General features: G+C 71.5%; 23 protein-coding genes and 1 pseudogene. 17 read left to right on the top strand and 7 right to left on the bottom strand.

Going from position 1 to position 25314, the window contains the following annotated elements; genetic code table 11:
• Window positions 1-238 precede the first annotated feature (238 nt).
• The 5 genes from ACFXKG_RS02435 to ACFXKG_RS02415 all read left to right on the top strand — a co-directional run bounded on the left by ACFXKG_RS02435 (window position 239) and on the right by ACFXKG_RS02415 (window position 6008).
• Window positions 239-985, top strand: a complete 747-nt coding sequence (locus tag ACFXKG_RS02435; protein WP_384830969.1) for an SDR family NAD(P)-dependent oxidoreductase — start codon at window positions 239-241, stop codon at window positions 983-985.
• A gap of 662 nt (window positions 986-1647) precedes the next feature.
• Window positions 1648-2763 carry an ABC transporter substrate-binding protein gene (locus tag ACFXKG_RS02430; protein WP_384830966.1) on the top strand — a complete coding sequence of 372 codons (1116 nt, stop codon included), beginning with the start codon at window positions 1648-1650 and terminating at the stop codon, window positions 2761-2763.
• A gap of 42 nt (window positions 2764-2805) precedes the next feature.
• On the top strand, window positions 2806-3657 hold the full coding sequence (locus tag ACFXKG_RS02425; protein WP_384830963.1) for an ABC transporter ATP-binding protein: 852 nt from the start codon (window positions 2806-2808) through the stop codon (window positions 3655-3657).
• Window positions 3654-4454: an ABC transporter permease gene (locus ACFXKG_RS02420; protein ID WP_384830960.1), complete on the top strand. Its 801-nt coding sequence runs from the start codon at window positions 3654-3656 to the stop codon at window positions 4452-4454. The genes ACFXKG_RS02425 and ACFXKG_RS02420 overlap by 4 nt, the downstream gene beginning before the upstream one ends.
• An 84-nt stretch (window positions 4455-4538) precedes the next feature.
• The gene (locus ACFXKG_RS02415) at window positions 4539-6008 is read left to right on the top strand and encodes a dihydroorotase family protein (protein ID WP_384830957.1); all 1470 of its coding nucleotides are present in this window, start codon (window positions 4539-4541) and stop codon (window positions 6006-6008) included.
• 106 nt (window positions 6009-6114) lie between these two features.
• Here the strand turns inward: ACFXKG_RS02415 and ACFXKG_RS02410 are convergent, their stop codons facing one another.
• The 5 genes from ACFXKG_RS02410 to ACFXKG_RS02390 form a co-directional block, all read right to left on the bottom strand.
• Window positions 6115-7143, bottom strand: a complete 1029-nt coding sequence (locus ACFXKG_RS02410; protein WP_384830954.1) for an alpha/beta hydrolase — start codon at window positions 7141-7143, stop codon at window positions 6115-6117.
• 18 nt (window positions 7144-7161) lie between these two features.
• Entirely contained in the window at window positions 7162-7512 is a 351-nt protein-coding gene (locus ACFXKG_RS02405) for a hypothetical protein (RefSeq protein WP_384830951.1), read from the bottom strand.
• The gene (locus tag ACFXKG_RS02400; RefSeq protein ID WP_384831765.1) at window positions 7487-8032 is read right to left on the bottom strand and encodes a TetR/AcrR family transcriptional regulator; all 546 of its coding nucleotides are present in this window, start codon (window positions 8030-8032) and stop codon (window positions 7487-7489) included. Before ACFXKG_RS02400 ends, ACFXKG_RS02405 begins: the two co-directional genes overlap by 26 nt.
• Before the next feature lie 81 nt (window positions 8033-8113).
• Complete coding sequence (locus ACFXKG_RS02395) at window positions 8114-9079, bottom strand: pirin family protein (protein ID WP_384830949.1); 966 nt, start codon at window positions 9077-9079, stop codon at window positions 8114-8116.
• A gap of 46 nt (window positions 9080-9125) precedes the next feature.
• A complete protein-coding gene (locus ACFXKG_RS02390; RefSeq protein ID WP_384830946.1) occupies window positions 9126-10532 on the bottom strand; it encodes an NADP-dependent succinic semialdehyde dehydrogenase in 1407 nt (468 codons plus the stop codon).
• Window positions 10533-10765: 233 nt separating this feature from the next.
• On the opposite strand from ACFXKG_RS02390, the gene ACFXKG_RS02385 reads away from it, so the two are divergent.
• Window positions 10766-11212: a DUF5709 domain-containing protein gene (locus tag ACFXKG_RS02385; RefSeq protein ID WP_384831763.1), complete on the top strand. Its 447-nt coding sequence runs from the start codon at window positions 10766-10768 to the stop codon at window positions 11210-11212.
• Between the two features lie 10 nt (window positions 11213-11222).
• On the opposite strand, the gene ACFXKG_RS02380 is transcribed toward ACFXKG_RS02385, so the two are convergent.
• Together ACFXKG_RS02380 and ACFXKG_RS02375 are read right to left on the bottom strand one after the other, a co-directional pair.
• Window positions 11223-11732: an ATP-binding protein gene (locus ACFXKG_RS02380; RefSeq protein ID WP_384830943.1), complete on the bottom strand. Its 510-nt coding sequence runs from the start codon at window positions 11730-11732 to the stop codon at window positions 11223-11225.
• 640 nt (window positions 11733-12372) lie between these two features.
• A pseudogene (locus ACFXKG_RS02375) lies at window positions 12373-13272 on the bottom strand (amino acid ABC transporter permease); the annotation flags it as partial.
• Window positions 13273-14015: 743 nt separating this feature from the next.
• Here ACFXKG_RS02375 and ACFXKG_RS02370 point away from each other — a divergent pair.
• From ACFXKG_RS02370 to ACFXKG_RS02320, 11 genes are all read left to right on the top strand, one after another.
• On the top strand, window positions 14016-15152 hold the full coding sequence (locus ACFXKG_RS02370; RefSeq protein WP_384830940.1) for an LLM class flavin-dependent oxidoreductase: 1137 nt from the start codon (window positions 14016-14018) through the stop codon (window positions 15150-15152).
• Entirely contained in the window at window positions 15149-15676 is a 528-nt protein-coding gene (locus ACFXKG_RS02365; protein ID WP_384830937.1) for a GNAT family N-acetyltransferase, read from the top strand. Before ACFXKG_RS02370 ends, ACFXKG_RS02365 begins: the two co-directional genes overlap by 4 nt.
• 12 nt (window positions 15677-15688) lie before the next feature.
• Window positions 15689-16636, top strand: a complete 948-nt coding sequence (locus tag ACFXKG_RS02360) for an ABC transporter substrate-binding protein (RefSeq protein ID WP_384831760.1) — start codon at window positions 15689-15691, stop codon at window positions 16634-16636.
• Between the two features lie 16 nt (window positions 16637-16652).
• The gene (locus tag ACFXKG_RS02355) at window positions 16653-17699 is read left to right on the top strand and encodes an amino acid ABC transporter permease (RefSeq protein ID WP_384830934.1); all 1047 of its coding nucleotides are present in this window, start codon (window positions 16653-16655) and stop codon (window positions 17697-17699) included.
• A gap of 59 nt (window positions 17700-17758) precedes the next feature.
• A complete protein-coding gene (locus tag ACFXKG_RS02350; protein ID WP_384831757.1) occupies window positions 17759-18511 on the top strand; it encodes an amino acid ABC transporter ATP-binding protein in 753 nt (250 codons plus the stop codon).
• 129 nt (window positions 18512-18640) lie between these two features.
• Window positions 18641-19651 carry an ABC transporter substrate-binding protein gene (locus ACFXKG_RS02345; RefSeq protein WP_384830930.1) on the top strand — a complete coding sequence of 337 codons (1011 nt, stop codon included), beginning with the start codon at window positions 18641-18643 and terminating at the stop codon, window positions 19649-19651.
• 511 nt (window positions 19652-20162) lie between these two features.
• Entirely contained in the window at window positions 20163-22106 is a 1944-nt protein-coding gene (locus ACFXKG_RS02340) for an APC family permease (RefSeq protein WP_384831754.1), read from the top strand.
• 117 nt (window positions 22107-22223) lie between these two features.
• Window positions 22224-22391, top strand: a complete 168-nt coding sequence (locus ACFXKG_RS02335; RefSeq protein ID WP_384830927.1) for a hypothetical protein — start codon at window positions 22224-22226, stop codon at window positions 22389-22391.
• On the top strand, window positions 22388-23155 hold the full coding sequence (locus tag ACFXKG_RS02330) for a hypothetical protein (protein ID WP_384830924.1): 768 nt from the start codon (window positions 22388-22390) through the stop codon (window positions 23153-23155). The genes ACFXKG_RS02335 and ACFXKG_RS02330 overlap by 4 nt, the downstream gene beginning before the upstream one ends.
• A gap of 152 nt (window positions 23156-23307) precedes the next feature.
• Window positions 23308-24231, top strand: coding sequence for a DUF6895 family protein (locus tag ACFXKG_RS02325; protein WP_384830921.1), 924 nt, complete (start codon window positions 23308-23310; stop codon window positions 24229-24231).
• Window positions 24228-25298 carry a serine hydrolase domain-containing protein gene (locus ACFXKG_RS02320; RefSeq protein ID WP_384830919.1) on the top strand — a complete coding sequence of 357 codons (1071 nt, stop codon included), beginning with the start codon at window positions 24228-24230 and terminating at the stop codon, window positions 25296-25298. Before ACFXKG_RS02325 ends, ACFXKG_RS02320 begins: the two co-directional genes overlap by 4 nt.
• Window positions 25299-25314 lie beyond the last annotated feature (16 nt).

The raw sequence follows: 25314 nt of genomic DNA, 5'->3' as shown, positions 1-25314 counted from the left end.
CCGGTGGGAGCGGCCCAGCACTCCGTAACACTGCTCGACCACACCGGGCCGTCGGGCCACGGTGTTACGCGACACCGGCACCAGAACGCCGGCAGGGCGCAGGGCATCGTCGGTGAGGCAGCCGTGCGGTGCTCGCTGCGATCACCTTCGTGGCCACAGGGGGGTTGTGAGGCCCGAGGTATATTTTGGTACTGGGTTCCGAAATTCGGATTTCCCGTAAGGACGAAGGAGTCCTCTCGTGGGCCGTCTGGACGACAAGGTCGCGATCATCACCGGAGCGGGCCAGGGCATGGGCGCCTCGCACGCACGCCGCTTCGTCAAAGAGGGGGCGAAGGTCACCCTCACGGACCTCAACGAGGCCGCCATCCGTGAGCTCGCCGATGAACTCGGCGACAACGCGCGGTATACGGTGCAGGACGTCACGCGGTACGACGACTGGAAGCGTGTCGTGGAGGAAACCGAAGCGGCGTTCGGAGACGTCACCGTGCTCGTGAACAACGCGGGCATCCTGGGGCCGATCGCCAAGACGGCGGACCTCGACGAGGACGACTACCTCAAGGTGTGTGCCGTCAACCAGCACTCCCAGTTCCTCGGGATGAAGGCCGTCATCCCGTCGATGCAGCGCGCCGGCATCGGCTCGGTCGTCAACATCTCGTCGCTGGCGGGTCTGCGCGCGAACTACGGCTTCCCGAGCCTCGCCTACGTCGCGAGCAAGTTCGCCAGCCGGGGGATGACGAAGGCGGCCGCGCAGGAGTACGGCGGTGACAACATCCGGGTGAACTCCGTGCACCCGGGCTTCATCAACACCCCGATGATGGTGGAGGCGACCGACGAGGGAGGCGGTGACGCGCTGGCGCAGATCTTCCTCGGCCGGCTCGCGGAGGCGGACGAGGTGTCCTCGCTGGTGCTGTTCCTGGCGTCCGACGAGTCCTCCTACATCACGGGCGCGGAACACAAGATCGACGCGGGCATGTCCGCGTCCTGACGTCGCACTGCCGCACCGCGAGCCGGTCACGGCCGCCCCAGGGGTCTCGGGTTTCGCCGAGTTGGCGGCCCCCGACTCCTGGCCACCACGTTGCGGCGGACGGAACAGGAAGCACACCGCCCACAGCAATCCCCGCGGCGGACCAGCGTGCGGCCATGACCCCCGCAGTCCGCCGGCTCTTCACCCCGGATGTCTTCGCCACCCGTCCCGGCGTCATCCGCACCCGGACCCGATGCCATGAAAGGGTGGCCCGCACACCTGACCCGTGCCTACGTCATCGGCATCATTCCCGGCGACGGCATCGGAGTCGGCGTCACCGAATCGGCGGTACGGCCACGGCGGGCGAACCCCTGGCCGGAACAGCGGGAGCGGCGGGTGGCCCGGGACGGGGCTACGGGGTCCGGCTCCACCCTTACTCGTTCACAGGCGGTCAACTACGGTGCGCTTGGGCAAAGTTACCCGGTGACACCCTCCTCCGGCGTACGCTGAGGGAAGCCTCCGGGACCACCCGGGCCCGCGGCGGGCTACGTACCGCCGCGGACTTCGCCGAGCAGCGCGGCCGCGGGCTCCACACCGGCACTTCGGCAACGACCTGACCGTGACCAGGACCGGTCCCGGTCGACGGACACCCTTGCTCCACCGGATGGATTGAGGTGCCGAACATGAATCAGTCCACACGCCTCGGCGTGGCAGCCGCCGCCCTCGCCACCCTCCTGGCGCTCTCCGCCTGCTCGGGAGGATCCGGGCCGCCCGCCAACGGTGGCCCGGACGTCCGGGCCACGCTCGGTCTCGCCGTACCCTCGGCCGTGATGGCTCCCAAGGAAGAAGTCGCCACGTACGCGGTGGGTGACACCGAGGGCTACTTCTCCCAGGAGAAGCTGAAGGTCGACGTGATCAACACCGACGGTTCGGTCGCCGCCGTCCAGGCCGTCGCCTCGGGCAGCGCCGACATCGCGCCGGCCGACGCGGGAGCCATCCTCGCGGCGCGGGAGAAGGGCGTTCCGGTCAAGGCTGTCGGCGGCCTGGTGCGCAACTGGCCCTGGCGCATGGCGGTCCTGCCGGACAGCGGGATCACGTCCCCCGCCGACCTCAAGGGCAAGAGGATCGGTGTCATCAGCCTCGCCTCCGGCTCGGCCATCTTCGCCCGCGCGTACGCCGGCGACGCCGGGCTGGACGCGGCCGAGGACATCGATCTGCTGCCGGTCGGGGTGGGCGCGCAGGCCCTGTCCGCACTGAAGGCCGACAAGGTCGACGTCCTCGTCCTGTTCACGCAGGCGTACACCACGATCGAGAACACCGGCACGGAGTTCCGCTACCTGGACAACTCCGCCGCCTTCGAAGGCATCCGCTCCCTGACCTTCGCGGTGGCCGAGAAGACCCTGCGGGAGAAGAAGGACGTACTGACGCGCTACCTGCGCGCCTCGTACAAGGCACTGCTCTTCTCCGCCGTCAACCCCGGGGCCGCCATGCGTGACGGCTACCGGGCCTTCCCTCAGCTGCTGGCCGGCAAGAAGGCCGCCGACCGCGTCGCCGACGACACCAAGACCCTTGAGGCATGGATAAAAACCGCGGTCCCGGTCACCGGTGAGCCCGAGGGCTTCCGGGACTGGGGCGCGATCAGCGACGAGGAGTGGCGCAGGACGGTCGCCTACACCAGGACCTCCGGTCAGATCACCAAGGACGTCCCGGTCCCGGAGGTGTGGGACGGCAGCCTGCTCCAGGACGCGAACGACTTCGACGCCGCCGCCGTGATCGAGAAGGCGAAGGCCGCCGGGTAGCGACCGGACACACCGTCAGGAAGGTAGGGAGGGGAGGCCGCCATGGTGATCAGAGGTCTGGGCCGAGGCCGCCGGAGCGTGCGGGGCCGGGGCGGGGTTCCCGCGCCCGATGTGGACGAAGGCCGCTGGATCGAGGTCGACGCCGTGCACAAGACCTACCGCCCGCGCAGGTCCGAGCCGACCCACGCGCTCTCGGACGTCACCTTCACGGTCCGGCGCGGCGAGTTCGTCTCGGTCGTCGGCCCCTCGGGGTGCGGCAAGACCACCCTGCTGAAGATCCTCGCCGGGATCGTCGCCGGCAGCCGGGGGACGGTCCGGGTCGCCGGCCACGAGGTGGCGGGTCCGCTGCCCGAGGTGGGCATGGTCTTCCAGGCGGCCACCCTCCTGCCGTGGCGCACCGTGCTGCAGAACGTGATGGTGCCCGTGGAGGTGCGGAAACTCGACGCCCGGGTGTACCGGGAGCGGGCCGAGCGGCTGCTCGCGATGGCCGGCCTCGACGGCTTCGAGGACAAGTACCCCCACGAGCTGAGCGGCGGGATGCAGCAGCGCACCGGAATCTGCCGGGCTCTGGTGCACGACCCGGCGGTGCTCCTGATGGACGAGCCGTTCGGCGCCCTCGACGCCCTGACCCGCGACCACATGAACGTCGAACTGCTGCGGATCCGGCGGGAGAGCGGCCAGACCATCGTGTTCGTCACCCACTCCATCCCCGAGGCGGTCTTCCTCTCCGACCGGGTGGTCGTCCTCAGCCCCCGCCCCGGCCGTATCGCCGAGATCGTCGACATCGAGCTGGCACGCCCACGTGCGCTCAGCGCCATGGCCTCGGACCGGGCCGGGGTCTTCGTCGAGCGGATCCGCAAGCACTTCGACAGCGCCGGTGTGATCGACCGATGAGGTTCCTCAGGGCCAGGACCGTCAGAGAGCGCCCCGAACTGCTGCTCGTGCCCGCCGTCTTCGTGATCGTCATGCTGGTATGGGAGTTCGCGGTCCCCGCTTTCGGAGTCGACGACTATCTGCTGCCGCGCCCCTCCCGGATCGCCGACGCCCTGTGGACCCAGCTGTTCGACCCGCTGTTCTGGCGCCATCTGAGAGTCACACTGCTGGAGTCGCTGTACGGTTTCCTCCTCGGCGCGGGCGCGGCGCTGCTGCTCGGTACGGTGATCGCGCAGGTGCGGCTGATCGAGCGCACGTTCATGCCGTACATCGTCGCCTTCCAGACGGTGCCCAAGGTGGCCCTCGCGCCGCTGTTCGTCGTGTGGTTCGGCTTCGGCATGACGAGCAAGGTCGTCATGGCGGCGGTGATCGCGTTCTTCCCGATGCTGGTCAACGTGATCGAAGGGCTGCGCTCGGCCGACGCCGACCGGATCCAGATGCTCACGGTGTTCGGCGCGGGCAGGTTCGAGGTCTTCAGGATGGTCCGGCTGCCGAGCGCGCTCCCCTTCATCTTCGTCGGTCTCGACATCGGGATCGTCTTCTCGATCCTCGGCGCCGTCGTCGGCGAGTTCATCGGGGCGAAGGAGGGCCTCGGATACCTCCTGCTGCAGGCCAACTACAACTTCGACATCGCAGGGATGTTCGCCGTGCTGGTGGTGCTCTCCGTGGTGGGGCTCGTCGCCCACTTCACCGTTCGTCTCGCCCAGAAGCGCTTCGTCTTCTGGGCCGGGGACAGCCGGGTGACCGGGGCCGCGTGACCAGGACATGAGCACGGATCAGAACGGCTTCGGCGACCGGCCCGTGGCGGAGCCCGGGCCGCCTGACACCTTACGGAGTTCACCGTGACCGAGTACGACCTGGTGCTGAAGAACGCCCGTGTCGTCACCCACGATCATGACGGCGCGCGGCCCGCGGACATCGCCGTCAGCGGCGGGCGGATAGTCGCCGTGTCCCCCGGCATCGCCACGGAAGGCGCCCGGCGGGTGGTCGACGCCCGCGGCCGGCTGGCGTTCCCCGGTGTCGTCGACGCCCACCAGCACTGGGGGATCTACCATCCGCTCGCCGAGGACGCGGCCACCGAGAGCCGCGCGTGCGCGCAGGGCGGCGTCACCACCGCGCTGACCTACATGCGGACCGGGCGGTACTACCTCAACAAGGGAGGCGCGTACGGCGACTTCTTCCCCGAGGTGCTGGACGCCGCCGCCGGCCGGGCCCATGTCGACTACGGCTTCCACCTCGCGCCGATGTCACGCGGACACATCGACGAGGTTCCCGCCCTGATCGAGCGGTTCGGCGTCACCTCGTTCAAGATCTTCATGTTCTACGGCAGCCACGGCCTGCACGGCAGGTCCGCCGATCAGAGCGCGTTCCTGATGATTCCCGAGAACGAGCGGTACGACTACGCGCACTTCGAGTTCGTCATGCGCGGGGTGCGGGCCGCCCGCGAGCGCTTCCCCCACCTCGCCGAGGAGATCTCGCTCTCCCTGCACTGCGAGACCGCCGAGATCATGACCGCGTACACCGAGCTGGTCGAGGAGGCGGGCGACTTGACCGGGCTCGCCGCCTACAGCGCCTCCCGGCCGCAGCACTCCGAAGGGCTCGCGGTCTCCATCGCCGCCTACCTGGCGCACGAGACCGGGCTGCCGACCGTCAATCTGCTGCACCTGTCGTCCCGCAAGGCGGTCGACGCGGCCGTGCGGATGAGCCGGGCGTTCCCGCACATCGACTTCCGCCGCGAGGTCACCGTCGGGCACCTGCTCGCCGACATCACCACCGCGCACGGCCTCGGCGGCAAGGTCAACCCGCCGCTGCGGCCCCGCGAGGACGTCGAGGCGCTCTGGGAGTACGTGCTCGACGGCACCGTCGACTGGGTCGTCAGCGACCACGCGTGCTGCCGGGAGGAGGTGAAGTTCGGTGAGCCCGAGGACGATGTCTTCCTCGCCAGGTCCGGATTCGGCGGAGCGGAATACCTCCTTCCCGGCCTGATCACCGAGGGGACGAAGCGCGGCCTGCCCCTGGGCCGGATCGCCGCACTGACCTCCTGGAACCCGGCCCGGCGCTACGGGCTGCGCACCAAGGGCAGCCTCGCACCCGGCTTCGACGCCGACATCGCCCTGGTCGACCCGGGCCGCCCCTGGACGGTGCGCGCCGCGGAGTCGGAGTCGGCGCAGGAGTACACCCCGTTCGAAGGCTTCGAGCTGACCGCGCGGGTCACCGACACCTTCCTGCGAGGCCATCACATCCTGCGGGCGGGCCAGGTCACCGGCGAGCCCGCCGGCACCTACCTGCACCGCCCGACTCGCGGCGCCTGACGCCCGAACACCGCTTTCAGCCACATCGAACCGCCCGTGGAGTCCCGGTGGGGCTGCTCTTCGTGTGGAACGCGGAGGCGGTTCGGGGTGTCGCTCTCGGGCTGCCTCAGCGTTCCGTGAACCGGCGCAAGGCGTCGAGCGCGGCCGGGGCGAGGGTGTCCGGGTGGTCGGCGTCGTGCAGCAGGTGGTCCACGCCGGGCAGTGGCACCCGACCCGGTCCCTCGACGTGTGCGCGGCGCAGGGCGGCGGTCAGGGCGTTCGTCGTGGAGCAAGGAACCTGGACGTCGTTCGTGCCGCACGTCAGCAGCACCCTGGTCCCCGGCCGGAGTGCCGCGACGGTGTCCGGCGGGTAGATGGCGTCGTCGCTCTCCACGAACCGAGCACTCGGCCCCTGGAAGGCTTCGAAGAGTTGGGCGACCGCGGGCGGCAGGTCGGTGGTGTCGACCGGTCGGTGTGCCCGCAGGGCGGTGACGGCGGCGTCCACGGCCGCGTCGACAACGCGCTGCTGCTCCGGGGTGAACTGGCCCTGCCGGGTCGCCTCGGCGATCTGGGCGTGCAGTTGCAGCGCGACCAGGTCCAGGAAGCGGATCGCCTGCGGTTGCAGCAGTGCCAGGCCGGCCGGGCGCGGGCGGACGGTGCCGCCGAGCAGCAGCCCGGTCATCGCGCCCTCGCTGTGCCCGACGACCAGCAGCGCACGGGGGTCGGTCTCGGGCTGATCGCGCAAGGACTCGTAGGCGGCCTTCGCCTGGCGGACGAACGCCGGGTAGTCGAGTTCCTCCGGGCGGTCGCGGTAGGCACCGAGCCCGGTGCGGCCGGTGCCGTACTTGTCGAACCGCAGCGTGGCGACTTGGTCATTCCCGAGCATGTCGGCCACCTGCGCCAGGGTGTCCGGGCGGGACGCGGGTGGCTGGTTGCCGTCGCGGTCGGTGGGGCCGCTGCCGGGCAGCAGCAGTGCGGCCCGCAGCCGTTGCCCGGCACGGTGCGCGGGAACATGCAGGGTGCCGTACGTCGTCGTCCCGTCGACGGTGAAGACGACCTCGCGGTCGGCGGCGGGCACGAGAGCCGGAGCCGCCTCGGCCGGGGTGGCGGTCACGGCGGTCAACGCCAGCACGACGGCGGCCAAGCGGAAAAACATCGGTCTACCTCTTTCAGTTCAGATGAGGGCGTTCTCGACCAGCGCGACGGTCGCGCGAGGGTCCTCGACCTGGAGGACCAGGCGGGCGTAGCGCTCGTCGGCGAGTTCGACCACGACGGTCTTCGACGGATCCTTGACATCCCAGAAGACCGTCTCGCCATCGAGATGGAAGGTGCCCGCCGTGATCAGACCGGGTACGCGGGTGCCAGGCGCGCGAATCCCCTTGGGATCGGCGGCGATGCCGGGGTCGGCGGTCGCGCCACGGACGTTGACCAGCGGGATGGTCAGGCTGCTCTTCATAGCCCAGAGCTTGCCGAGCCCCTCCATCACGACGACGAGGTCGTCACCGTCGATGTGAACCAGTGCCATGTCGGTTTTCCTTGTCAGGCGAGAGAGTCGAATCGAGACGTCGGGACAGCGCGGTGCCGACGCCGTCGGGGTTTCCGCGCAGGAGAATGCCCAGTGCGGCGGCCGTGAGGGCGGCGGCCAGGTCGGCGGAAATGCCGAGCGCGTCGGCGATTGCGCTGTCGAGGGCGCCCAACGCGGCCATCACCTCGGCGGCGACCTCCTCGTCGACCGGCGCCCGTTCGACCGCCGCGAGCAGCAGCAGACCGAGGTCGGCCGACGTGACGAGCCGCAGCGCGGTCGCGGCGTCCGGTGCCGCGGCGAGCGCGTCGGCCAAGGGACGGACATCGTCGGCGAGGTGGCGGCGCAGGGCGACCAGGTAGAGGCCGCGCTTGCTGCCGAACGTCTTGTACAGGCTGTTGCGGTGCACGCCGAGACGGGTGACGAGATCATCGACGGACACACCGTCATACACGCGGCCGCCGAACAACCCTACGGCGGCGCGCACCACCTCGTCCTCGTCGAACGCTCTTGGCCTACCCATGACATGACCATAGCCAGTTGAGGAACGATCAGTCAAGAACGATCGTTCCTCAACTGGCGGCGGCTACGCGCGTGCCGCGGGTCAGCGCACCCTTCCCCGTGGTTTCAGGGCCACCGGGGGGAGTTCGGGGGCGGGGAGGCGGTCGCCCGCGTAGCCTCGTACCTCGCCGAAGCGGGAGGTCTCCGTCCAGTCCTTGCGGGCCGTCTCGATCTCCTCGTGCGAACGGCCGATGAAGTTCCACCACATGACCAGTTCCTCCTCGAAGGGCTCACCTCCGAGGAGCATCAGTCCCGCGTCGGACTGTGCGCGCAGGGGGAGTTCGGTGCGGCCGCAGCCGAGGTAGAGCATGGAGCCGGGGAGTACGGGCACTCCGTCGACCTCGGTCTCGCCGGACATGCACAGGATCGCGTACTCGAAGTCGGGTTCGAGGGGGAGACGGGTCTCGGTGCCGCGGGCCAGTGCGAGGTCCGCGGCGAGCAGGGGGGTGTAGATGGTGCCCGGGGAGACCGCGCCGTCGAGTGCGCCGAGGATGACGGTGGCGGTCAGGCCGGGGGCGGTGACGACGGGCAGGTCGGCGTGGTGCTGGAAGTGCGGTGTGACCTCGCGGTGGGCGTCCGGGAGCGCGACCCAGAGCTGGGCGCCGTGCAGGAAGCGGGCGTGGGAGCGGGGGCTCTCCTCCGAGTGGGAGATCGCCCGGCCCGCGGTCATCAGGCCGAGTTCGCGCGGGCGTACGGTCTGGAGGCTGCCGAGGCTGTCGCGGTGCAGCACCTCGCCGTCGTGGAGCCAGCTCACCGTCTGGAGCCCCATGTGCGGGTGGGGCGGGACCTGCATGCCGGGCTCGTCGGCGATGTCGTCGGGCCCGTAGTGGTCGACGAAGGCGAACGCGCCCACCATGCGGCGGCCGAGGTTGGGCAGCAGTCTGCGGACCTCGGTGGACTCACCCAGCCGGACCGCGCGGGGGCTCAGGAGTTCTCGTACCGGCTCGGCGACGACGAAGCCGCGACCGCCGCAGACGGTGGCGGTGGCCTGACGATCAAGATTACTCATGGCGACCAACTTAGTACGGGACGGGGCGTGCCGGTCCGGTCGCGGTTCACCGGTCGCCGGTGTCCGGGGCGTGCCAGACCGTGGTCGTGTTGCAGAAGGCCCGGATGCCCTGGCCCGACAGCTCCCGCCCGTACCCCGAACGCTTCACGCCGCCGAAGGGGAGGGCGGGGTGCGAGGCCGTCATGCCGTTGAAGAACACACCGCCCGCCTCCAGGTCGCGTACGAAGCGGTGCGTCTCGGGCTCGTCACGCGTCCATACGTTGGAGCTCAGCCCGAACGGGGTGTCGTTGGCGAGCGCCACCGCCTCGTCGAGGTCCCTGATCCGGTAGAGCGTGGCGACGGGTCCGAAGGTCTCCTCGTGGTGGATCCGCATCGCGTCCGTGATCCCGGCGAGGACGGTCGGTTCGTAGAACCACCCCTTGCCGCATTCCTGCGGGCGCTGCCCGCCGCACAGCGCGGTCGCTCCCCGGCCCAGCGCGTCCTCGACCAGTTCCTCCAGATCGGCGCGGCCCCGCTCGCTGGCGAGGGGGCCGATGTCCGTGGACTCGTCCATCGGGTCGCCGACGGTCAGGTCGCGCATGCCTGCGGTGAACAGGGCGGCGAAGGTGTCGAAGACGTCTTCGTGGACGATGAAGCGCTTGGCGGCGATGCACGACTGGCCGTTGTTCTGCGTCCTGGCGGTCACCGCGGTCCGCGCCGCCCGTTCGACGTCCGCCGAGGGCATCACGATGTACGGATCGCTGCCGCCCAGCTCCAGGACGGTCTTCTTGATCTCGTCGCCCGCAACGGCCGCGACGGCGCGGCCGGCCGGTTCGCTGCCGGTGAGGGTGGCGGCGGCCACCCGGGGGTCGCGCAGGACGGCCTCGACCGCGTCCGACCCCACCAGCAGGGTCTGGAAACAGCCGGGTGGATAGCCCGCCCGGCGGAAGAGATTCTCCAGGTAGAGGGCGGTCTGCGGAACGTTCGAGGCGTGTTTGAGCAGGCCCACGTTGCCGGCCATGAGGGCCGGGGCCGCGAACCGTACGACCTGCCAGAGCGGGAAGTTCCACGGCATGACGGCGAGGATCACCCCGAGAGGGCGGTGGCGGACGCTCGCGCGGGCGGCGCCGGAGTCCCGTACGTCGGCGTCCGAGGGGTGTTCGTCGGCGAGCAGTTCCGCGGCGCGGTCCGCGTACCAGCGCATCGCCTTCACACACTTGGCGGCCTCGGCCCTGGCCGCGGCGACGGGCTTGCCCATCTCGGTGGTCATGGTGCGGGCGATGTCGGCCTCGTCGTGCTCCAGCAGGTCGGCGGCGCGGTTCAGCAGCCCCGCCCGCTCGTCGAAACCGGTGGTGCGGTACTCCCGGAACGTGCTGTGGGCCGCGGCCAGGCGGGCCTCGATCTCCTCGGCCCCCAGCGGGTCGAAGGTCAGCAGTGTCTCTCCGCTGGCGGGGTTCACCGTCGCGATGGGCATGGCGATTCCTCCTCGAATCGGTCCGCCGGCCCCCGCCGTCCCGGCTTCTCAGGACCCTTCCCGGCTTCGCCGTACCGCGCAACAGGGCGGGGCGCGCGGGGGCCGGTTGCCGCCGTTTGACACGGTGGTGAGAGGTGGGAGGGTGGAAAGGCGGAGGGCGGCCACGGCCGTCCGTCCCGGCTCCGGGCGCAAGGAGAACGGAGAGCGACGTGAGCGGCGACAGCGCTGCGGCGATGGGAGACGAGGTCTACCAGCCCGACGGCTCCGAGGTCGGCGACGACCAGGGCATCCTCGACGCCGAGGACACACTGCTCGACCGCGGCTCCGACCCCTTCGACGAGGGGTGGTCGCCGCCCGAACGGCCCCTGGGCGTCGAGTGCAGGGGAACGACCGCCGCCGAGCGCTCGGCGGGCGAGACGCTCGACGAGCGGCTCGCCGAGGAGGTCCCCGAGGTGTGCGCGCCGGACGGGGACGACCTCGGGGACCTGCCGTACGGCGAGGGCGAGCTGCTCGACGACGAGGTGGGCGACCACCGGTCCGGGCGGCTGGTGGCCCCGGACGAGGGCGCCCACGAGGACGCCGAGAAGGACATGATCGCCACGGATGTCGGCATCGACGGCGCGGCCGCGTCGGCGGAGGAGGCCGCCGTCCATCTCGTCCCCGAGGCCGACATGGAGTGACACCGCTTCCTCACGCCAGAGGTACGGGTACGGGGTCGAGGAGCGCGGTGTCGAGCGGTACGAGGGGTGGCGGGACGACCCTGAACACGTTCTGCGGTGCCCGGACGCTCCTGGTGAACCAGATGACCTTGCCGTCCGCCGTGGCACAGGTCCCCCAGCTGTCGCTGAGCGCGGCCACCCAGGCGAGTCCGCTGTCCCCCGCCGTGCGCAGGCGCGGCAGGCGCGGGTCGCCGTCCTCGACGGAGGCGGTGAGGTGACGGCCGCTCCAACGGAGTTCCACCGCACACCTGTTGTCGGGTCCGGAGTGCCGGTGGGCACGGGACAGCAGTTCGGCGACGCCGCGGGCGACCGGCTCGGCGTGCAGATCGAGCCTCCAGTGCCGAAGGTGCGCGGCGACGGTCCGCCGGAGCGGCGCCAGGTGCTCGGGGGAGGTGTACGACGCGACCGCGTAGCGGCGGTCCTGACAAGGGCGTCCGGGGTGCGGACGCCCGGTGCACATGCAGTCGGGCGGAACGGTCATGGTGCCGGCTCCTCGGGAGGGGCCCACGTGCTTCACCGCGTGGTACCGGCGTCAGCGCGGTGTACCAGCGGTCCCCGAGCACGAAGCGTGAGCGAAAGCCACGTCTGGGTCACCCTCAGGTTGCCGCCGAACGGCCGAACCCGCAACACGGACGGGCGCGGGACCCTCGTCGACGGGCGCCCCGGAGTCACCGGCTCTCCAGGCGTACCTGGACCTCTTCCTCCTGGTCGCCCGAGGCCGTACCGACGACACGGACGGTGAAGGCCGAGGCCAGGGTCTCGCGCACATGGTCCACCGCCGAGTAGCCGCCCTGGAGGGTGGCCACGACCGGTGCCGTCAGCCGGGTGGCGCCGGGGTCGCGCCGTGCCTCCGTCGTGTCGAAGGTCGCGATCCACACGGTCGGGCGCACTCCGGGCACCGCCTGCGGGCGGTCGTCGGGCGCGCGGTCGCAGGAGTAGGCCGTACGGAGCGCGCTGAACACCGCGTGCGCGTCCTCCTTCGCCCCGTCGGTGAGGGCCACGACGACCTCTGCGCCCGCGTGGCTGACCGAACCGTTACCGTTCGTACTCTTCACGTGGATCGTTCCTCTCCGCCGTCGCCTCGGGCCCCCCGTCCAGGCTCTCCCCGGCGGCCCGGCGCCGCGCGCATAGTGACGTTCGACGAAGAACTGTGCCACCGACAGCACGGTGGTGACGACGACGTACCAGATGGTCGCGACCATCAGCAGCGGGATGATCTCGTACGTGCGGTTGTAGATGAGCTGTACGGAGAAGAGCAGGTCCTGGACCGCGAGCACACTGACGATGCTGGTGCCCTTGAGGGTGCCGATGAGCATGTTGCCCGCCGTGGGGACGATGGAGCGCATCGCCTGCGGCACGATCACCCGGCGCAGCACCCGCCACCGGCTCAGGCCGAGCGAGGCGGCGGCCTCCGTCTGGCCGGCGTCGACGGAGAGGATGCCGCCGCGCACCACCTCCGCCGCGTAGGCGGCCTCGTGCAGGGTCAGTCCGATGAGTGCGGTGAGGCCGGGCCCGAAGAGGTTCACGGTCGTGACGGTGAGGAACTCCGGCCCGAAGGGGATGCCGAGGCCCAGGGTCGGGTAGAGCGCGCCGATGTTGAACCAGAAGAGCAGCTGCACCAGCAGCGGCGTGGAACGGAATATCCAGATGTAGCCCCAACTCAGGCTCTGGAGAACGGGGTTGGCGGAGAGCCTCAGCACCGCGAGGAAGGTGCCGATGAGGAAGCCGAGCACCATCACGGCCGCGGTCAGCCAGAGGGTGAGCAGCAGGCCGTCGAGGACGGCGGGGGTGGTGAAGTACCGGCCGACCACGCCCCACTGGAACCGTTCGTTGCGGACGACCGAGTGGACGGCCATCGCGAGGAACAGCAGGGCGACGGCGGCGGACAGCCAGCGGCCGGGGTGGCGCCGGGGGACGATACGGGTGGGTTCACCGGGCTCCGCCGAGGGCTGCGGGGAGTTCCCTGGTGAGGCGGTCGCGAGGGGTGCGCGCGGTCCGTCGAGCGAGGGCGACAGGGACATGTGAGGGCTCCGCGGAGATCAGGAGATCAGGAGATCGAGGATCGCGCGATCGAGGATCGGGAGATCAGGCGATGCGTCGGTGTGGCACGGACCTGGTGAGCAGGGTGTCGTCGTCACACGTACCGCGTCCCTCAACACGGCCGGTGCGTACCGGAGTCACCACGGACGCGCAGCGCGGCTCGCCCGTGCCGGCCGGCGCCGCACACCGCTCGATCGTACGGGCGTACGACGGACGGGTGTCAAGTACGCGGCCCTGGCAGGTGCTACGCCGACCGGAGCGGGGCGGCGGGCCGGGTGCCCACGGTGCGAGCACATGTTGACTTCGGCGGACGTACCGTGCTCAATTGGCTCCATGCAGAAGCAGCAGCCGTTGGTCACCCGCGGCCACATCGACTTCGGTCGCGTGTGGTCCGCCTCTTGTCGCGCCTGACCCGGCAGCGGGCCGCCTGACCGGCCCCTCCCTCCCTCGGTGACCCCGTCGCGGGCCGAGTTCCTCTCTCACCGGGCGCACGCTGCCGCTCTCCCCCGGCTCCTCCCGGTACGCGTCCGTACGACGCGCCGTCCGTCGTCACGCACACCCCCGCACGTATACCCCCGCGCACCCAGCAACGCGTACACAGCCACGCGCACCGACACGCATCCGCGTACCCGCGCACCCGCTCATGTCGCCCTGCCCCGGGGCCGGTTCGGCATGCCGTCGCCGCCGTCCCGCCACGCCCCGGCCTCCGTACGAAAGGTCCGTCATGCCTGTGGAGTTCCTCGGTATCGCCGCCACCCACGACGGGTCGGAGACGACATCCCGCTCCGGCGCCTCGTTCGACAAGGAGTACACGCTCAGGCTCGCCCGCGCCCACGAGGACCACGGCTGGGACCGGGTGCTGTTCGCCTACGGTTCGGGTTCGCCCGACCCGGCGCCGGCCGCCGCATATGTCGCCTCCCGTCTCGACCGGCTCCAGATCCTGCTGGCGCACCGCCCGAACGTCTCCTACCCGACGTTCGCCGCGAAGACCATCGCGACGCTGGACCGGATCAGCGACGGGCGGCTCACCGTCCATTTCATCACCGGCGGCAACGATCACGAGCAGGGCCGTGAGGGCGACACCCTCACCAAGGACCAGCGGTACGCCCGCACCCGCGAGTACATCGAGATCGTCAAGCGCGTCTGGACGTCGCACGAGCCCTTCGACCACGAGGGCGGGCACTACCGGTTCCACGACTTCGTCAGCGATGTCTTCCCGGTCCAGCAGCCGCGTCCCGACGTCTCGTTCGGCGGCTCCTCGCCGGCGGCGTACGCGGCGGGCGGGGCCGAGGCCGACATCTACGCCCTGTGGGGCGAGCCGCTGGCGCGGACGGCGGAGCAGATCGAGGCGGTGAAGGCCGCGGCACGGGCCGCGGGACGTCCGGCCCCGCCGCGCTTCCAGGTGGCCTTCCGGCCGATCATCGCCCCCACGGAGGAGCTGGCCTGGGAGAAGGCGCACCGCACGGTCGCCGCGATCAAGGATCGTACGGCTCAGGGCAAGCGTACGGTCGTACGGGACCACCCGCGGCTCGCCCCGGAGAACACCGGGGCGCAGCGGCTGATCGCGATCGCGGAGTCGGGCGAGCGGTTCGACCGGGCGCTGTGGACGCCGACGGCCGCCGCCACCGGCGGCGCGGGCAACTCCAACGCGCTGGTCGGCACGCCGGAGACGGTCGCGCAGGCCCTGCTCGACTACTACGACCTCGGCGTGGACATCATCTCGGCCCGGGGGTACGACCTGCTGGGCGATGCCATCGACTTCGGGCGCCATGTCATCCCGCTGGTACGGGCCGAGGTCGCCCGGCGTGACGCGGCGGGCGCGCCGCGCGGTGCGCAGGCCCTGGCCGAGGCGGGCCGATGACCTCCGTCGCCGAACCCCGCAGGCTGACCTGGCGGCGGACCAGGGTCTCCGATCCGCTGGTGCGGCCGATGCTGGCGGAGCTGGGCCACGAGTACTCCGCGCGCTACGGGAAGGACGCGCACGGCGAGCTGGCCCGTTACCCCGCCGAGGAGTTCGACCCGCCGCACGGCACCCTGCTGCTGTTGCTGGAGCACGGCGAACCGGTCGCCGGGGGTGCCTTCCGCCGCTACGACGCGCACACCGCGGAGCTGAAGCGGATCTGGACCCACTCCGGCCACCGGCGGCGCGGGCTCGGGCTGCTGGTCGTCGCGGAGCTGGAACGCACGGCGGGCGCCCGCGGCTACCACCGGGTCTTCCTCACCACCGGCCCGCGCCAGCCGGAGGCCCGCGGGCTGTATCTGGCGGCGGGGTACACACCGCTGTTCGACACCGCCGCGGATCCGGAGACCATCGGGCCGCTGCCGTTCGAGAAGCTCCTCGCGGGCCCGGCCGGCACCGGGAGCACCGCGGAAAGCGAGGGATGACCCGTGCGTACTTTGATCCCGGGCCGTTCCCGGCCCGCGCGCCGCACCGCGGCGGGCGCGCTGGTGGCCGCCCTGCTGCTGCCGCTCCTGACGGGGTGCGGTGCGGACGCGGCGTCCGGTGAGGAGACGGCCGGTGCCGCGCCCTCGGAGGACGTCACCGCCGCGCTGGAGAAGAACCCCGCGCTGGCGAGGCTGCTGCCCGAGGATGTGCGGAAGCGGGGGACGCTGACCCTCGGCGCCTCCGTGGGCGCGGCGCCCAGCTCCTACTTCCCCAGCGCGTCGAGCAGGACCCCGGCCGGCCAGGACGTCGACATCGCCGACGCCGTCGGCAAGCTGCTGGGCGTGCGGCTGACACGGCAGCAGGCGAGTTTCGACGCCATCCTGCCCGCGCTCGGCAGCGGCAAGTACGACGTGGGCACCGGCAACTTCGGTGTCACCGACGAGCGCCGGAAGACGATCGACTTCGTCACGTACATCAATGACGGACAGGGCTTCGCCGTCCGCGAGGACGACAAGACCCTCGGCAGGGTGACCCGGCTCGACCAGCTCTGCGGCAGGTCGGTCGGGGTGGGCGCGGGCACCACTTTCGAGTCGACACTCGAAGCCGGGAAGGGCGTCTGCGCCGCCACGGGCAGGAAGCCGTACAAGGTGAACGTCTACTCGGACAACGGGTCGCTGCTCACCAGTCTGCAGCAGAACCGGGTCGACGTGGTGATGTCGACGATCAACGGGCTGCGCCACCAGGCGGCCCAGCCCGCCGCCCGTACCCGGTTCCTGAACGAGTACCACCGGCTCGACGTGGGATTCGCGTTCAGGAAGGGATCCCCGCTGCCGAAGGCGTTCCGGGCGGCCGTCAACGAGCTGATCCGCAACGGTACCTACGGGAAGATCCTCGACAAGTGGGGGACGCGCGAGTCCGCCATCGAGGAGTCCCGGATCAGTCCCCCCGAGCAGAAGTAGCCGGCAGGAGCCTCCGATGACCACCGTATCCGGCTCCGCGGCCTCCGCCGCCTCCGAGACCGCCACCGTCCCCGAGGACGCCACTGTCTCCAAAGCGGCCGCTGTCCCCGAGTCAGCCGCTGCCCCCGAATCCGCCGCCGTCCCCGAAACCTCCGAGGTGCTCAGGGTCGTCCCCGCGCGGCACTACTGGCGCTGGGCGGCCGGTGTGGCGGCGCTCGTCCTCGTCGCCCAGTTCACCCACGGCCTGGTCACCAACCCGGGCTGGGAGTGGGACACCTTCTTCCTCTACCTGACCGCCGACACGGTCCTCGAAGCCGTCTGGGTCACGCTTCAACTCACGCTCTACGGAACGGTGCTGGGCTTCGCCCTCGGTGTCGTCCTCGCCTTCATGCGGCTGAGCAGGAGTGTGATCCTCCAGACCGTCGCCTGGACGTACATCTGGGTGTTCCGCTCGATCCCGCTCATCGTCCAGCTGCTGTTCTGGTTCAACCTCGCCTATCTCTACCAGGAGTTGGGAGTGGGCATCCCCTTCGGCCCGGTGCTGTGGAGTTTCGACACGATGAACCTGGTCGGCGCGCTCTCCGCCGCCGTCATCGGTCTCGCGCTGCACCAGGCCGCGTACGCCGCCGAGATCGTCCGGGGCGGGATCGTCTCCGTCGACGGCGGGCAGTTGGAGGCCGCGGCGGCCCTGGGCATCCCCCGGGCGCGGCAGCTCCGGCGCATCCTGCTGCCGCAGGCGATGCGCGGGATCCTCCCCAACGCGGCGAACGAGGTCATCTCCCTGTTCAAGGGCACGTCGATCGTCTCGGTGATGGCCATCGGGGAGCTGTTCTACCAGGTGCAGGTGATCTACGGCCGCAACGGGCGGGTCGTACCGCTGCTGATGGTCGCCACCGTCTGGTACATCCTGCTGACCACCCTGCTCTCCGTCGTCCAGTACTACGTGGAGCGGCACTTCGCGCGCGGCGCCGAACGTACTCCCCCGGCCACCCCGCTCCAGCGGGCGAGGGCCTTCACCCACAGGATGCGGGCTGCCGCCGCCACCGGAGGTTTCCAGAAATGACCACGGCCCCCGTCTCCGAACCGGCCGGCGCGGCCACACCCCCGGCGGACTCCCGTCCGATGGTCGACATACGCGGCGTCCACAAGAGCTTCGGCCCCCTCGACGTGCTGCGCGGGGTGGATCTCCAGGTACGCGCCGGAGAGGTCACCGCGGTCCTGGGCCCGTCCGGCTCCGGCAAGTCGACACTGCTGCGGAGCATCAACCATCTCGAAAAGCTCGACCGCGGTCACATCAGCATCGACGGGGAGCTGATCGGCTACCGCCGCTCCGGGTCCACACTGCACGAGCTCAAGGAACGCGAGGTGTTGAAGCAGCGCCTGCACATCGGGTTCGTCTTCCAGAACTTCCATCTCTTCCCGCATCTGACGGTGCTGGAGAACATCATCGAGGCGCCGGTCTCGGCGCTGCGCCGGCCCCGCGCGGCCGCGGTTGCACAGGCCCGGGCGCTGCTGGAGCGGGTGGGACTCGACGACAAGGCGAGCACCTATCCGCGGCAGCTCTCCGGTGGCCAGCAGCAGCGGGTGGCCATCGCCCGGGCGCTCGCGCTGGAGCCGAAGGTGCTGCTCTTCGACGAGCCGACCTCGGCGCTCGACCCCGAGCTGGTGGGCGAGGTCCTCGATGTGATCAAGGATCTGGCCCGCAGCGGCACCACGATGATCATCGTCACCCATGAGATCGGCTTCGCCCGCGAGGTGGCCGACACCGTCGTCTTCATGGACGACGGTGTGATCGTCGAGCAGGGTCCGCCCGCGGAGGTGCTGGACCGGCCGCGCCACGCCCGTACCAAGGCCTTTCTGTCGAAGGTCCTCTGAGGGCCGCCGGTACCCGGCCGCCGGCATCCGCCGTCGCCCCTGTGCCCCTCCTCCTCTCCTCGGTCCCCTCTCTCCTCCGCCCCCGCTCTCCCCCGTCCCCTTCCTCCGCCGTCCTGACAAGGAGCCCCCGTGCCGCCCCGCCGTTCTCCCCGTGCCGTCACCGCCGCCCTGCTCGGTCTCGTCTCCGTCCTCTCCCTCACCGCCTGCGGCAACCCGGCCGGCGGGACCGGCTCGGAACCGGGCGGCGGTGCCGCGTCCGCCGCCGGGGCCGGCGGCGGGAAGAGCCTCCAAATCAATCTCGGCCCCGACCAGAAGCGGGTGTCCACCCCCGAGGTGGCGTCCATCGCCGCCCTCGTCCCGGCGGAGATCCGCGCGAGGGGCACCTTGGAGGTCACCAACTCCGCAGGCTCCGTGCCCCCGTTGACCTTCTACGCCACCGACGACAAGACCGTGATCGGGGTGGAGCCGGACATCGCCTCGCTCGTCGCGGACGTGCTCGGGCTGAAACTCCGCTACCACCCGGTCGACTGGGCCAACATCTTCGTCGGGCTCGACAGCGGCAAGTACGACCTCGGGCTCAGCAACATCACGGTGACCGAGGAGCGCAAGGAGAAGTACGACTTCGCGACCTACCGGCTCGACAACATCGCGTTCGAGGCGAAGAAGGGCTCCGGCTGGAAGGTGCGGGGGCCCCGGGACGTGGCGGGCCGGACCATCGGGGTGGGCTCCGGCACCAACCAGGAGAAACTGCTGGTCGACTGGGACAGGGCCAACGTGGCGAAGGGGCTGAAGCCCACCGACATCAAGATCTACCAGAACGCCGGCGACTACTACCTGGCGCTCGGTTCCGGCCGTCTCGACGCCTACTTCGGCCCCAACCCGGTCGCCGCGTACCACGCCGCCTCCACCGGACAGACCGAGATCATCGGTACGTTCTCGGGGGCCGGCGACGCGCTCCAGGGCGAGATCGCGGCCACCACCAAGAAGGACAACGGTCTGATCAGGCCCGTCCAGGAGGCGCTGAACACCGTGATCGAGAACGGGGCGTACGGGAAGGTCCTGGCGCGGTGGGGACTGGCGGAGGAGGCCGTGCCGTCCTCGGAGCTGAACCCTCCGGGGCTGCCGAGGACCGCCTCCTGACGGCTGCTTCTCCCCCGGCCGCCCGCGCCGCCCCGAGGAGCGCGCGGGCGGCCGGGGGCCCGTCGTCCCGGCTCGGCGATCCGATGGGCCGTCGGCCGGGTTCGGCCGTACGGGTTGTCGCCGTGCGAGGGTGTGTGTCGCGGGCGGCAGCCGGAGCGGCGGGCGCGGTCCGGCGAAGAGACTCGTCGGCGTGACGGATATTCAGCCCTCCCGGAGGGACGACGAGACGCTGCGGCTGATCGGGCAGGAATGGGGGCGCGTGTCCGCCGCCCCGGCCGCCTGGCGGGGCGCGCTGCCCGTCGACCCGGACCTCGGCAGCTACCCGGAGCCCGAGCAGATCGTGCCGCCCCGCTTCGGCAGGTTCGTCCGGGTCACCACGGTCGGCGGGCCGCCGAGGGCGACCGTGGCCGCGAGCCGTGCGGAACCGGCCCCCGCCCCCGGGTTCGGGGCCCGGCTGCGGCGGGCCGTGCTGGGCGCGCCGCTGCGGTCCACCGCGGTCGTACGGGAGCGGATGCGCAAGCTGGTGGCGCTGCCGGTGCTCTCCGCGGACGCGCTCTCCTCGGTGGCGTACGGCCCCGAGGCGCTGCTCGCGGTGCTGGTGCTGGGCGGTACGGCGGGACTGGCCTGGTCGGTGCCGGTGTCGCTGGCGATCGTCTTCCTGATGCTGGCCGTGGGGCTGTCGTACCGTCAGACGATCCGGGCGTACCCGCACGGCGGCGGCTCGTACATCGTCGCGACGGACAATCTGGGGCGGGTCCCCGGCCTGGTGGCCGCGGCGGGGCTGATGACGGACTACGTCCTGACCGTGGCGGTCTCCGTGTCGTCCGGGATGGCCGCGGTCACCTCGGCGGTCCCCGGCCTCTCCGGGGACGTGGTGCCGATCGGCGTGCTGGTCATCGTCGTCCTGCTGGCGGGGAACCTGCGGGGGGTCAGACAGGCGGGCGCGCTGTTCGCGGCGCCGACGTACGCCTTCATCGTCGCCATCGTCGCGCTGGTCGCCTTCGGTCTGTACGACGCGGCGGGGCGCGGCTTCGAGCCCGTTCCGCATCCGCCGCTGCACGCGGTGGAGGGGGTGGGGGTGCTGCTGGTGATGCGGGCGTTCGCGTCGGGGTCGACGGCGATGACCGGGATCGAGGCGATCTCCAACGCCGTACCCGCGTTCAAGCCGGTCCCCTGGCGCAACGCGCGGACGACGCTGGCCTGGATGATCGGGCTGCTCATCGCCCTGTTCGCCGGGACGATCGCGATGACGCATCTGGAGGGGGTCGTCCCCCGGTCGGGCGAGACGGTGCTCTCGCAGCTCGCGCACCGCAGCTTCGGCTCCGGCGGGATGTACGTCTTCACCCAGGCGGCGACGGCGCTGGTGCTGCTGCTCGCGGCGAACACCGCGTACAACGACTTCCCGCGGGTGCTCTACCTGCTGGCGCGGGACAACCACGCGCCGCGGATCTTCCTCCGGCTGGGGGACCGGCTGGCGTTCAGCAACGGCATCATCGTGCTCTCCGTGGCGGCGGCGCTGGTCTATGTGGCGTTCGACGGCGACACGGCGGCGCTGATCCCGCTGTACGCCGTGGGGGTGTTCCTCGCCTTCACCCTGTCGCAGAGCGGCATGGTCGTGCACTGGTGGCGCAGGAGGGACCGGCACTGGCGCAAGAGTCTCTGCTTCAACGCCACCGGCGCGGTGCTGTCCGCGCTCGTCTTCATCACGGCGGGCATCACCAAGTTCACCGAGGGCGCGTGGCTCGCGATCCTCACGGTGGGGGTGTTCCTGCTGGTGACGACGCGGATCCACCGCCACTACGCCCGGGTCGCCGAGGCACTGCGGCTGCGGCCCCAGAAGATCGAGATTCCCAGCCGTACGATCGCCCCGCGGGCGGCGCGCGACGCGGTGGCCGCCGATGGCACGGCGGCCATCGACGCGGCGAAGGCCACCGGTGGAGCGGAGGCGACCGGTGGAGCGGAGGCCGCCGGGCCCGTGGACGGGACCGAGGACGCCGAGCCGGAGGAGTCCCCGGAGGAGATCCTCCACCTGTCCGTCGTCCCGCTCGACTCGCTGCACCGGGCGAGCATGCGCACCCTGGCCTACGCCGCCTCGCTCCAGCAGCCCGTCCTCGCCCTGCACGTCAGCCCGAGTGACGAGGACGCCGAACAGTTCCGCCAGGCATGGCTGCTGTGGGGCGACCATCTGCCGCTGCGGATCATCGTCTCTCCGTACCGTGCGATCGTCACTCCCCTGATCAGTTATGTGGAGTCGCTGCACCGTCAGCGGCCGGATCTGACCATCACCGTCATCATCCCGGAGATCGTCGTACGCCATTGGTGGCACCGCGTTCTGCACAGTCCGCTGGCGGGGCGGCTACGGCACGCACTCCGGCCGCTGCCGAAAATCGTGGTGACGACGGTCCCGTTCCACATCTCCGACGGACACTCAACCCCGAACGGACATACGGAATGAATCATCAAACTATTGTCCCAACTGGTCGATTTATCGACCTTTGCCTAAAGTTGGCAGCGGCACGGCCAGTCAGGGCCGTGGCATCTACATGAGGAGCCCACGATGCTTTCTCAGACCATGAGGCCGACCGAAATCACCCTGGACATCGAAGCGTTGGGAACGGCGATGGCCGAGCCCGAGGCACCCCTGAGCGACGCGCCCGTGTACGCGCCGGAAGCGGCGGGCGTGCTGCTCCTGCTGGCCCTTCTCTCCCCGAAGGAGCCCAAGGAGCCGAAGGGCCGATGAGCCCCGACCGGTCGCGGACCTCCTATCAAGAAGCAGCGGCCGGCCTGGCACGACGTGCCCTCGGTGCCCTTCGGGGCGCCGGGGGCACGGCCATGGTCGCCGAACACGTCGAGAGCGCGCCGGACCCCGGCGCGGCGCTGGCCGCCATCAGGATCCTCGGCGCGGACACCCTCGCCCCCGCCCTGCTGGCCGGAGCCCCCGTGCACCCCCGGGACGCGGAGGCGGTGGCGCTGGCCTTCGGCGCACTGCCCCCCGCGCGGGACGGCACGCCTCCGCCGCCCGCCGGGCCCGCGGGCCCCTGGCTGATGGCATGGCGCGACTGGGGCACCCTCACCCTGCTGGCCGTCCTCTCCGACCAGGCCGGCGGCGGGCGGGCGCGCGGCGGCGACGGGCGTCCCGCGGCGGTCCGGCCCGCGCCGCCCCCGCCCGCCGGACCCGCGGCGGACAGCAGCGATGCCTGGGCCGCCTGGTCGGTGACGATGGGGCAGCTCTGCACGCTGGCCCTGCCCGGCCTGGACGGCCCGGTGCACGACGCGGCGCGCAGCTCCGCGCTCGGCCTGGCGCGCGGGGCGACCCGTGCCGTACTGCGCCGGGACTACCCGACCGCCGCCCGGATCGTCCGCTGGCTCGCCTGGCTGCACAGCGAGGGGGTACGGATCCCGCTCGACCCGAAGCCGCTCGTGGAGCACATCTCCCTGCTGGCGGGCGGTGACCGGCTCGCGCTCGACACGGCGATCGCCGGCCGGCTGCTCGGGTCCGGCTGAGCGGCCCCTGCCGTCCGGCGCCGGCATCCCCACCACACGACGCGATCCCGCGCGACACCGCAACGACTCGCGCGACACCGTACGACCCCCGGCGGTCCCGGCCGCCGACCGTCCCGTACCACGCCGAACCGCCCCGATCGGACCGAGACCCGATGGCCATGTCCGTCACACAGCACGCCCACCGCGTCAGCCTGCGGGCCCTGCACTGGCTGCACACCCACCGTGAGCACGGCGCGCTCCCGCCCGACACCACCGCCGAACTCGCCGAGCCCGACACCGTCTACAAGCCGCTCGGCGAGACCGCGCTCGCCGCCTCGCTGGTCCTGCGGGAGGCGGTGGCCGGCAGTACGGAGCTGCGGCTCGCCCGCGAACTGCTGGACTTCGCCTGGAAGCAGCTCGGCGGCGGGGACATGCTCCACGAGCGGCTGCTGCGCTATCCGCTGATGAGCGACCCGCTGGAGACGTACGCGCACTTCGCGCGGAGCGGCTACCGTCACGAAGCCCTGGACCGGCTGCTCGACCACACCACCTCGCTGCGCTCGGCGCGCGCCATGGAGCTGCTGCCCAACCGGCGTCTCGCCGTCGCCAACGCGGCGCGCATCAGCGGATTCGACGGGGGCGGCCGCGCCGTCGACTGGGACCGGCTGACCCGTGCCACCTGGCTGGGCGCGCTCCCCGAACCGTGGCTCATCGACTGGATGACGGCGTACAACATGACGCACACCGTCTTCCACATCACCGACTGGGGGCGGCTGCCCGACGAACTGCCCGCCGATCTGGCCGGCTACCTCACCCGCTGGCTGCCGGCCTGGATCGACATCTGGGCCGAGATCGGCGAATGGGACCTGGTGGCCGAGCTGATGATCGTGGGCGGTTGTCTGCCCGAGCCGCACTGCGACCCCGCCGACTGGGCGCGGCTGGCCGCCGTCCAGTACGAGGACGGACTGCTGCCCCGGGACGGCCGACCGGTCGACGCCGACGCCGGCGAACGCTTCGCGACACACCACCACACCACCGTGGTGGCGGCCGTCGCCGGCACACTCACGGTCGCGCGCGCCCTCGGCACCGGCCGGTGAGCCCCGAGTGGGCGCGTGGCCCCGCCGCCGCCCTCGCCGCCTCGGCCCGCGGCGCCTGCGCGGTCGTGGTCGCGCTGCGCCGGGGCGACGAGCGGGCCGTCGTGCCGTACGGCGCCACCGCGTTCGGCGGCGGTGAACCGGTCACGACCGACACCCGGTTCGAGATCGGCTCGCTCACCAAGTGCTTCACGGCGCTGCTCCTCGCCGAACAGGCCGCCAGGGGCGAGGTCGCCCACGGCGATCCGCTGGGCCGGTTCCTGCCGCCCGAGGTGCTGCCCCGGCAGCGCGGCGGACCCATCACCCTGCTCCATCTCGCCACCCACACCGCGGGGCTGCCCCGGCTGCCACCCGGGCTGCTCGCCGGGGCGGCGTCCCGCTGGTTCGCCAATCCGTACGCCGCGTTCACCACCGGCGACCTGCTGCGCTCCCTCGCCAGGACCCGGCCGCACGCCCGCCCCGGCGACCGGGTGCGGTACTCCAACTTCGGTGTGGGGCTGCTCGGTCATCTGCTCACCCGGGCCGCGCCGGGCGGCCCGGAGTACGGGGACCTCCTCGCCGAGCGTGTCCTCGGCCCGCTCGGGCTGCGCCGTACCGGGTGCGCCCCGGGACTTGCGCAGGCCACCGGCCACTGGCACGGCAGACCGCGCCCGTCCTGGCTGATCCCGGGCCTCCCGGGCGCGGGCGCGCTCCGCTCAAGCGCGCCCGATCTGCTGACCCTGCTCGACGCCCTGGCGGACGGGGCATCGGGCGGCTCTCCCGGCGCGGCGGACGGCTCCCTCCACCCGGCGGGCGGCCCTCTCGGCGCGGCGCTCGCCGACGCGGTACGGCCCCGGCTCGCCCTGCGCGGCGGCACCCGGCGGCTGGCGCTCGTCTGGAACATCCGCGTCCGGCCGGACGGCGCGGTCTACCACCACTCCGGCGGCACCCGCGGCTTCACCGCCTTCGCCGGGTTCGTGCCGGAGCGGCGCACGGCCGTGGTCGCCCTGGCGAACAGCACCCCGGCCGCCGACCAGGCGTTCCTCCAGTGCGCGTACACCACCTTGGTCACCCTGCACCGGGAGGGGTGACCAAGGAGGGGTGGCC

This window comes from Streptomyces sp. NPDC059255, assembly GCF_042752355.1.
In the GTDB taxonomy this organism is placed as follows: Bacteria; Actinomycetota; Actinomycetes; order Streptomycetales; family Streptomycetaceae; genus Streptomyces.
This window is presented reverse-complemented; position numbering and strand designations above follow the sequence as displayed.

What these genes read in the sequence shown, in the direction of transcription:
- ACFXKG_RS02390 (WP_384830946.1), bottom strand. Translation starts at nt 10,532, where the DNA reads ATGCCCATCGCGACGGTGAACCCCGCCAGCGGAGAGACACTGCTGACC.
- ACFXKG_RS02380 (WP_384830943.1), bottom strand. Translation starts at nt 11,732, where the DNA reads ATGACCGTTCCGCCCGACTGCATGTGCACCGGGCGTCCGCACCCCGGA.
- ACFXKG_RS02385 (WP_384831763.1), top strand. Translation starts at nt 10,766, where the DNA reads ATGGGAGACGAGGTCTACCAGCCCGACGGCTCCGAGGTCGGCGACGAC.
- ACFXKG_RS02425 (WP_384830963.1), top strand. Translation starts at nt 2,806, where the DNA reads ATGGTGATCAGAGGTCTGGGCCGAGGCCGCCGGAGCGTGCGGGGCCGG.
- ACFXKG_RS02410 (WP_384830954.1), bottom strand. Translation starts at nt 7,143, where the DNA reads ATGTTTTTCCGCTTGGCCGCCGTCGTGCTGGCGTTGACCGCCGTGACC.
- ACFXKG_RS02330 (WP_384830924.1), top strand. Translation starts at nt 22,388, where the DNA reads ATGAGCCCCGACCGGTCGCGGACCTCCTATCAAGAAGCAGCGGCCGGC.
- ACFXKG_RS02370 (WP_384830940.1), top strand. Translation starts at nt 14,016, where the DNA reads ATGCCTGTGGAGTTCCTCGGTATCGCCGCCACCCACGACGGGTCGGAG.
- ACFXKG_RS02365 (WP_384830937.1), top strand. Translation starts at nt 15,149, where the DNA reads ATGACCTCCGTCGCCGAACCCCGCAGGCTGACCTGGCGGCGGACCAGG.
- ACFXKG_RS02400 (WP_384831765.1), bottom strand. Translation starts at nt 8,032, where the DNA reads ATGGGTAGGCCAAGAGCGTTCGACGAGGACGAGGTGGTGCGCGCCGCC.
- ACFXKG_RS02395 (WP_384830949.1), bottom strand. Translation starts at nt 9,079, where the DNA reads ATGAGTAATCTTGATCGTCAGGCCACCGCCACCGTCTGCGGCGGTCGC.
- ACFXKG_RS02350 (WP_384831757.1), top strand. Translation starts at nt 17,759, where the DNA reads ATGGTCGACATACGCGGCGTCCACAAGAGCTTCGGCCCCCTCGACGTG.
- ACFXKG_RS02325 (WP_384830921.1), top strand. Translation starts at nt 23,308, where the DNA reads ATGGCCATGTCCGTCACACAGCACGCCCACCGCGTCAGCCTGCGGGCC.
- ACFXKG_RS02340 (WP_384831754.1), top strand. Translation starts at nt 20,163, where the DNA reads ATGCGCAAGCTGGTGGCGCTGCCGGTGCTCTCCGCGGACGCGCTCTCC.
- ACFXKG_RS02405 (WP_384830951.1), bottom strand. Translation starts at nt 7,512, where the DNA reads ATGGCACTGGTTCACATCGACGGTGACGACCTCGTCGTCGTGATGGAG.
- ACFXKG_RS02355 (WP_384830934.1), top strand. Translation starts at nt 16,653, where the DNA reads ATGACCACCGTATCCGGCTCCGCGGCCTCCGCCGCCTCCGAGACCGCC.
- ACFXKG_RS02430 (WP_384830966.1), top strand. Translation starts at nt 1,648, where the DNA reads ATGAATCAGTCCACACGCCTCGGCGTGGCAGCCGCCGCCCTCGCCACC.
- ACFXKG_RS02335 (WP_384830927.1), top strand. Translation starts at nt 22,224, where the DNA reads ATGAGGCCGACCGAAATCACCCTGGACATCGAAGCGTTGGGAACGGCG.
- ACFXKG_RS02420 (WP_384830960.1), top strand. Translation starts at nt 3,654, where the DNA reads ATGAGGTTCCTCAGGGCCAGGACCGTCAGAGAGCGCCCCGAACTGCTG.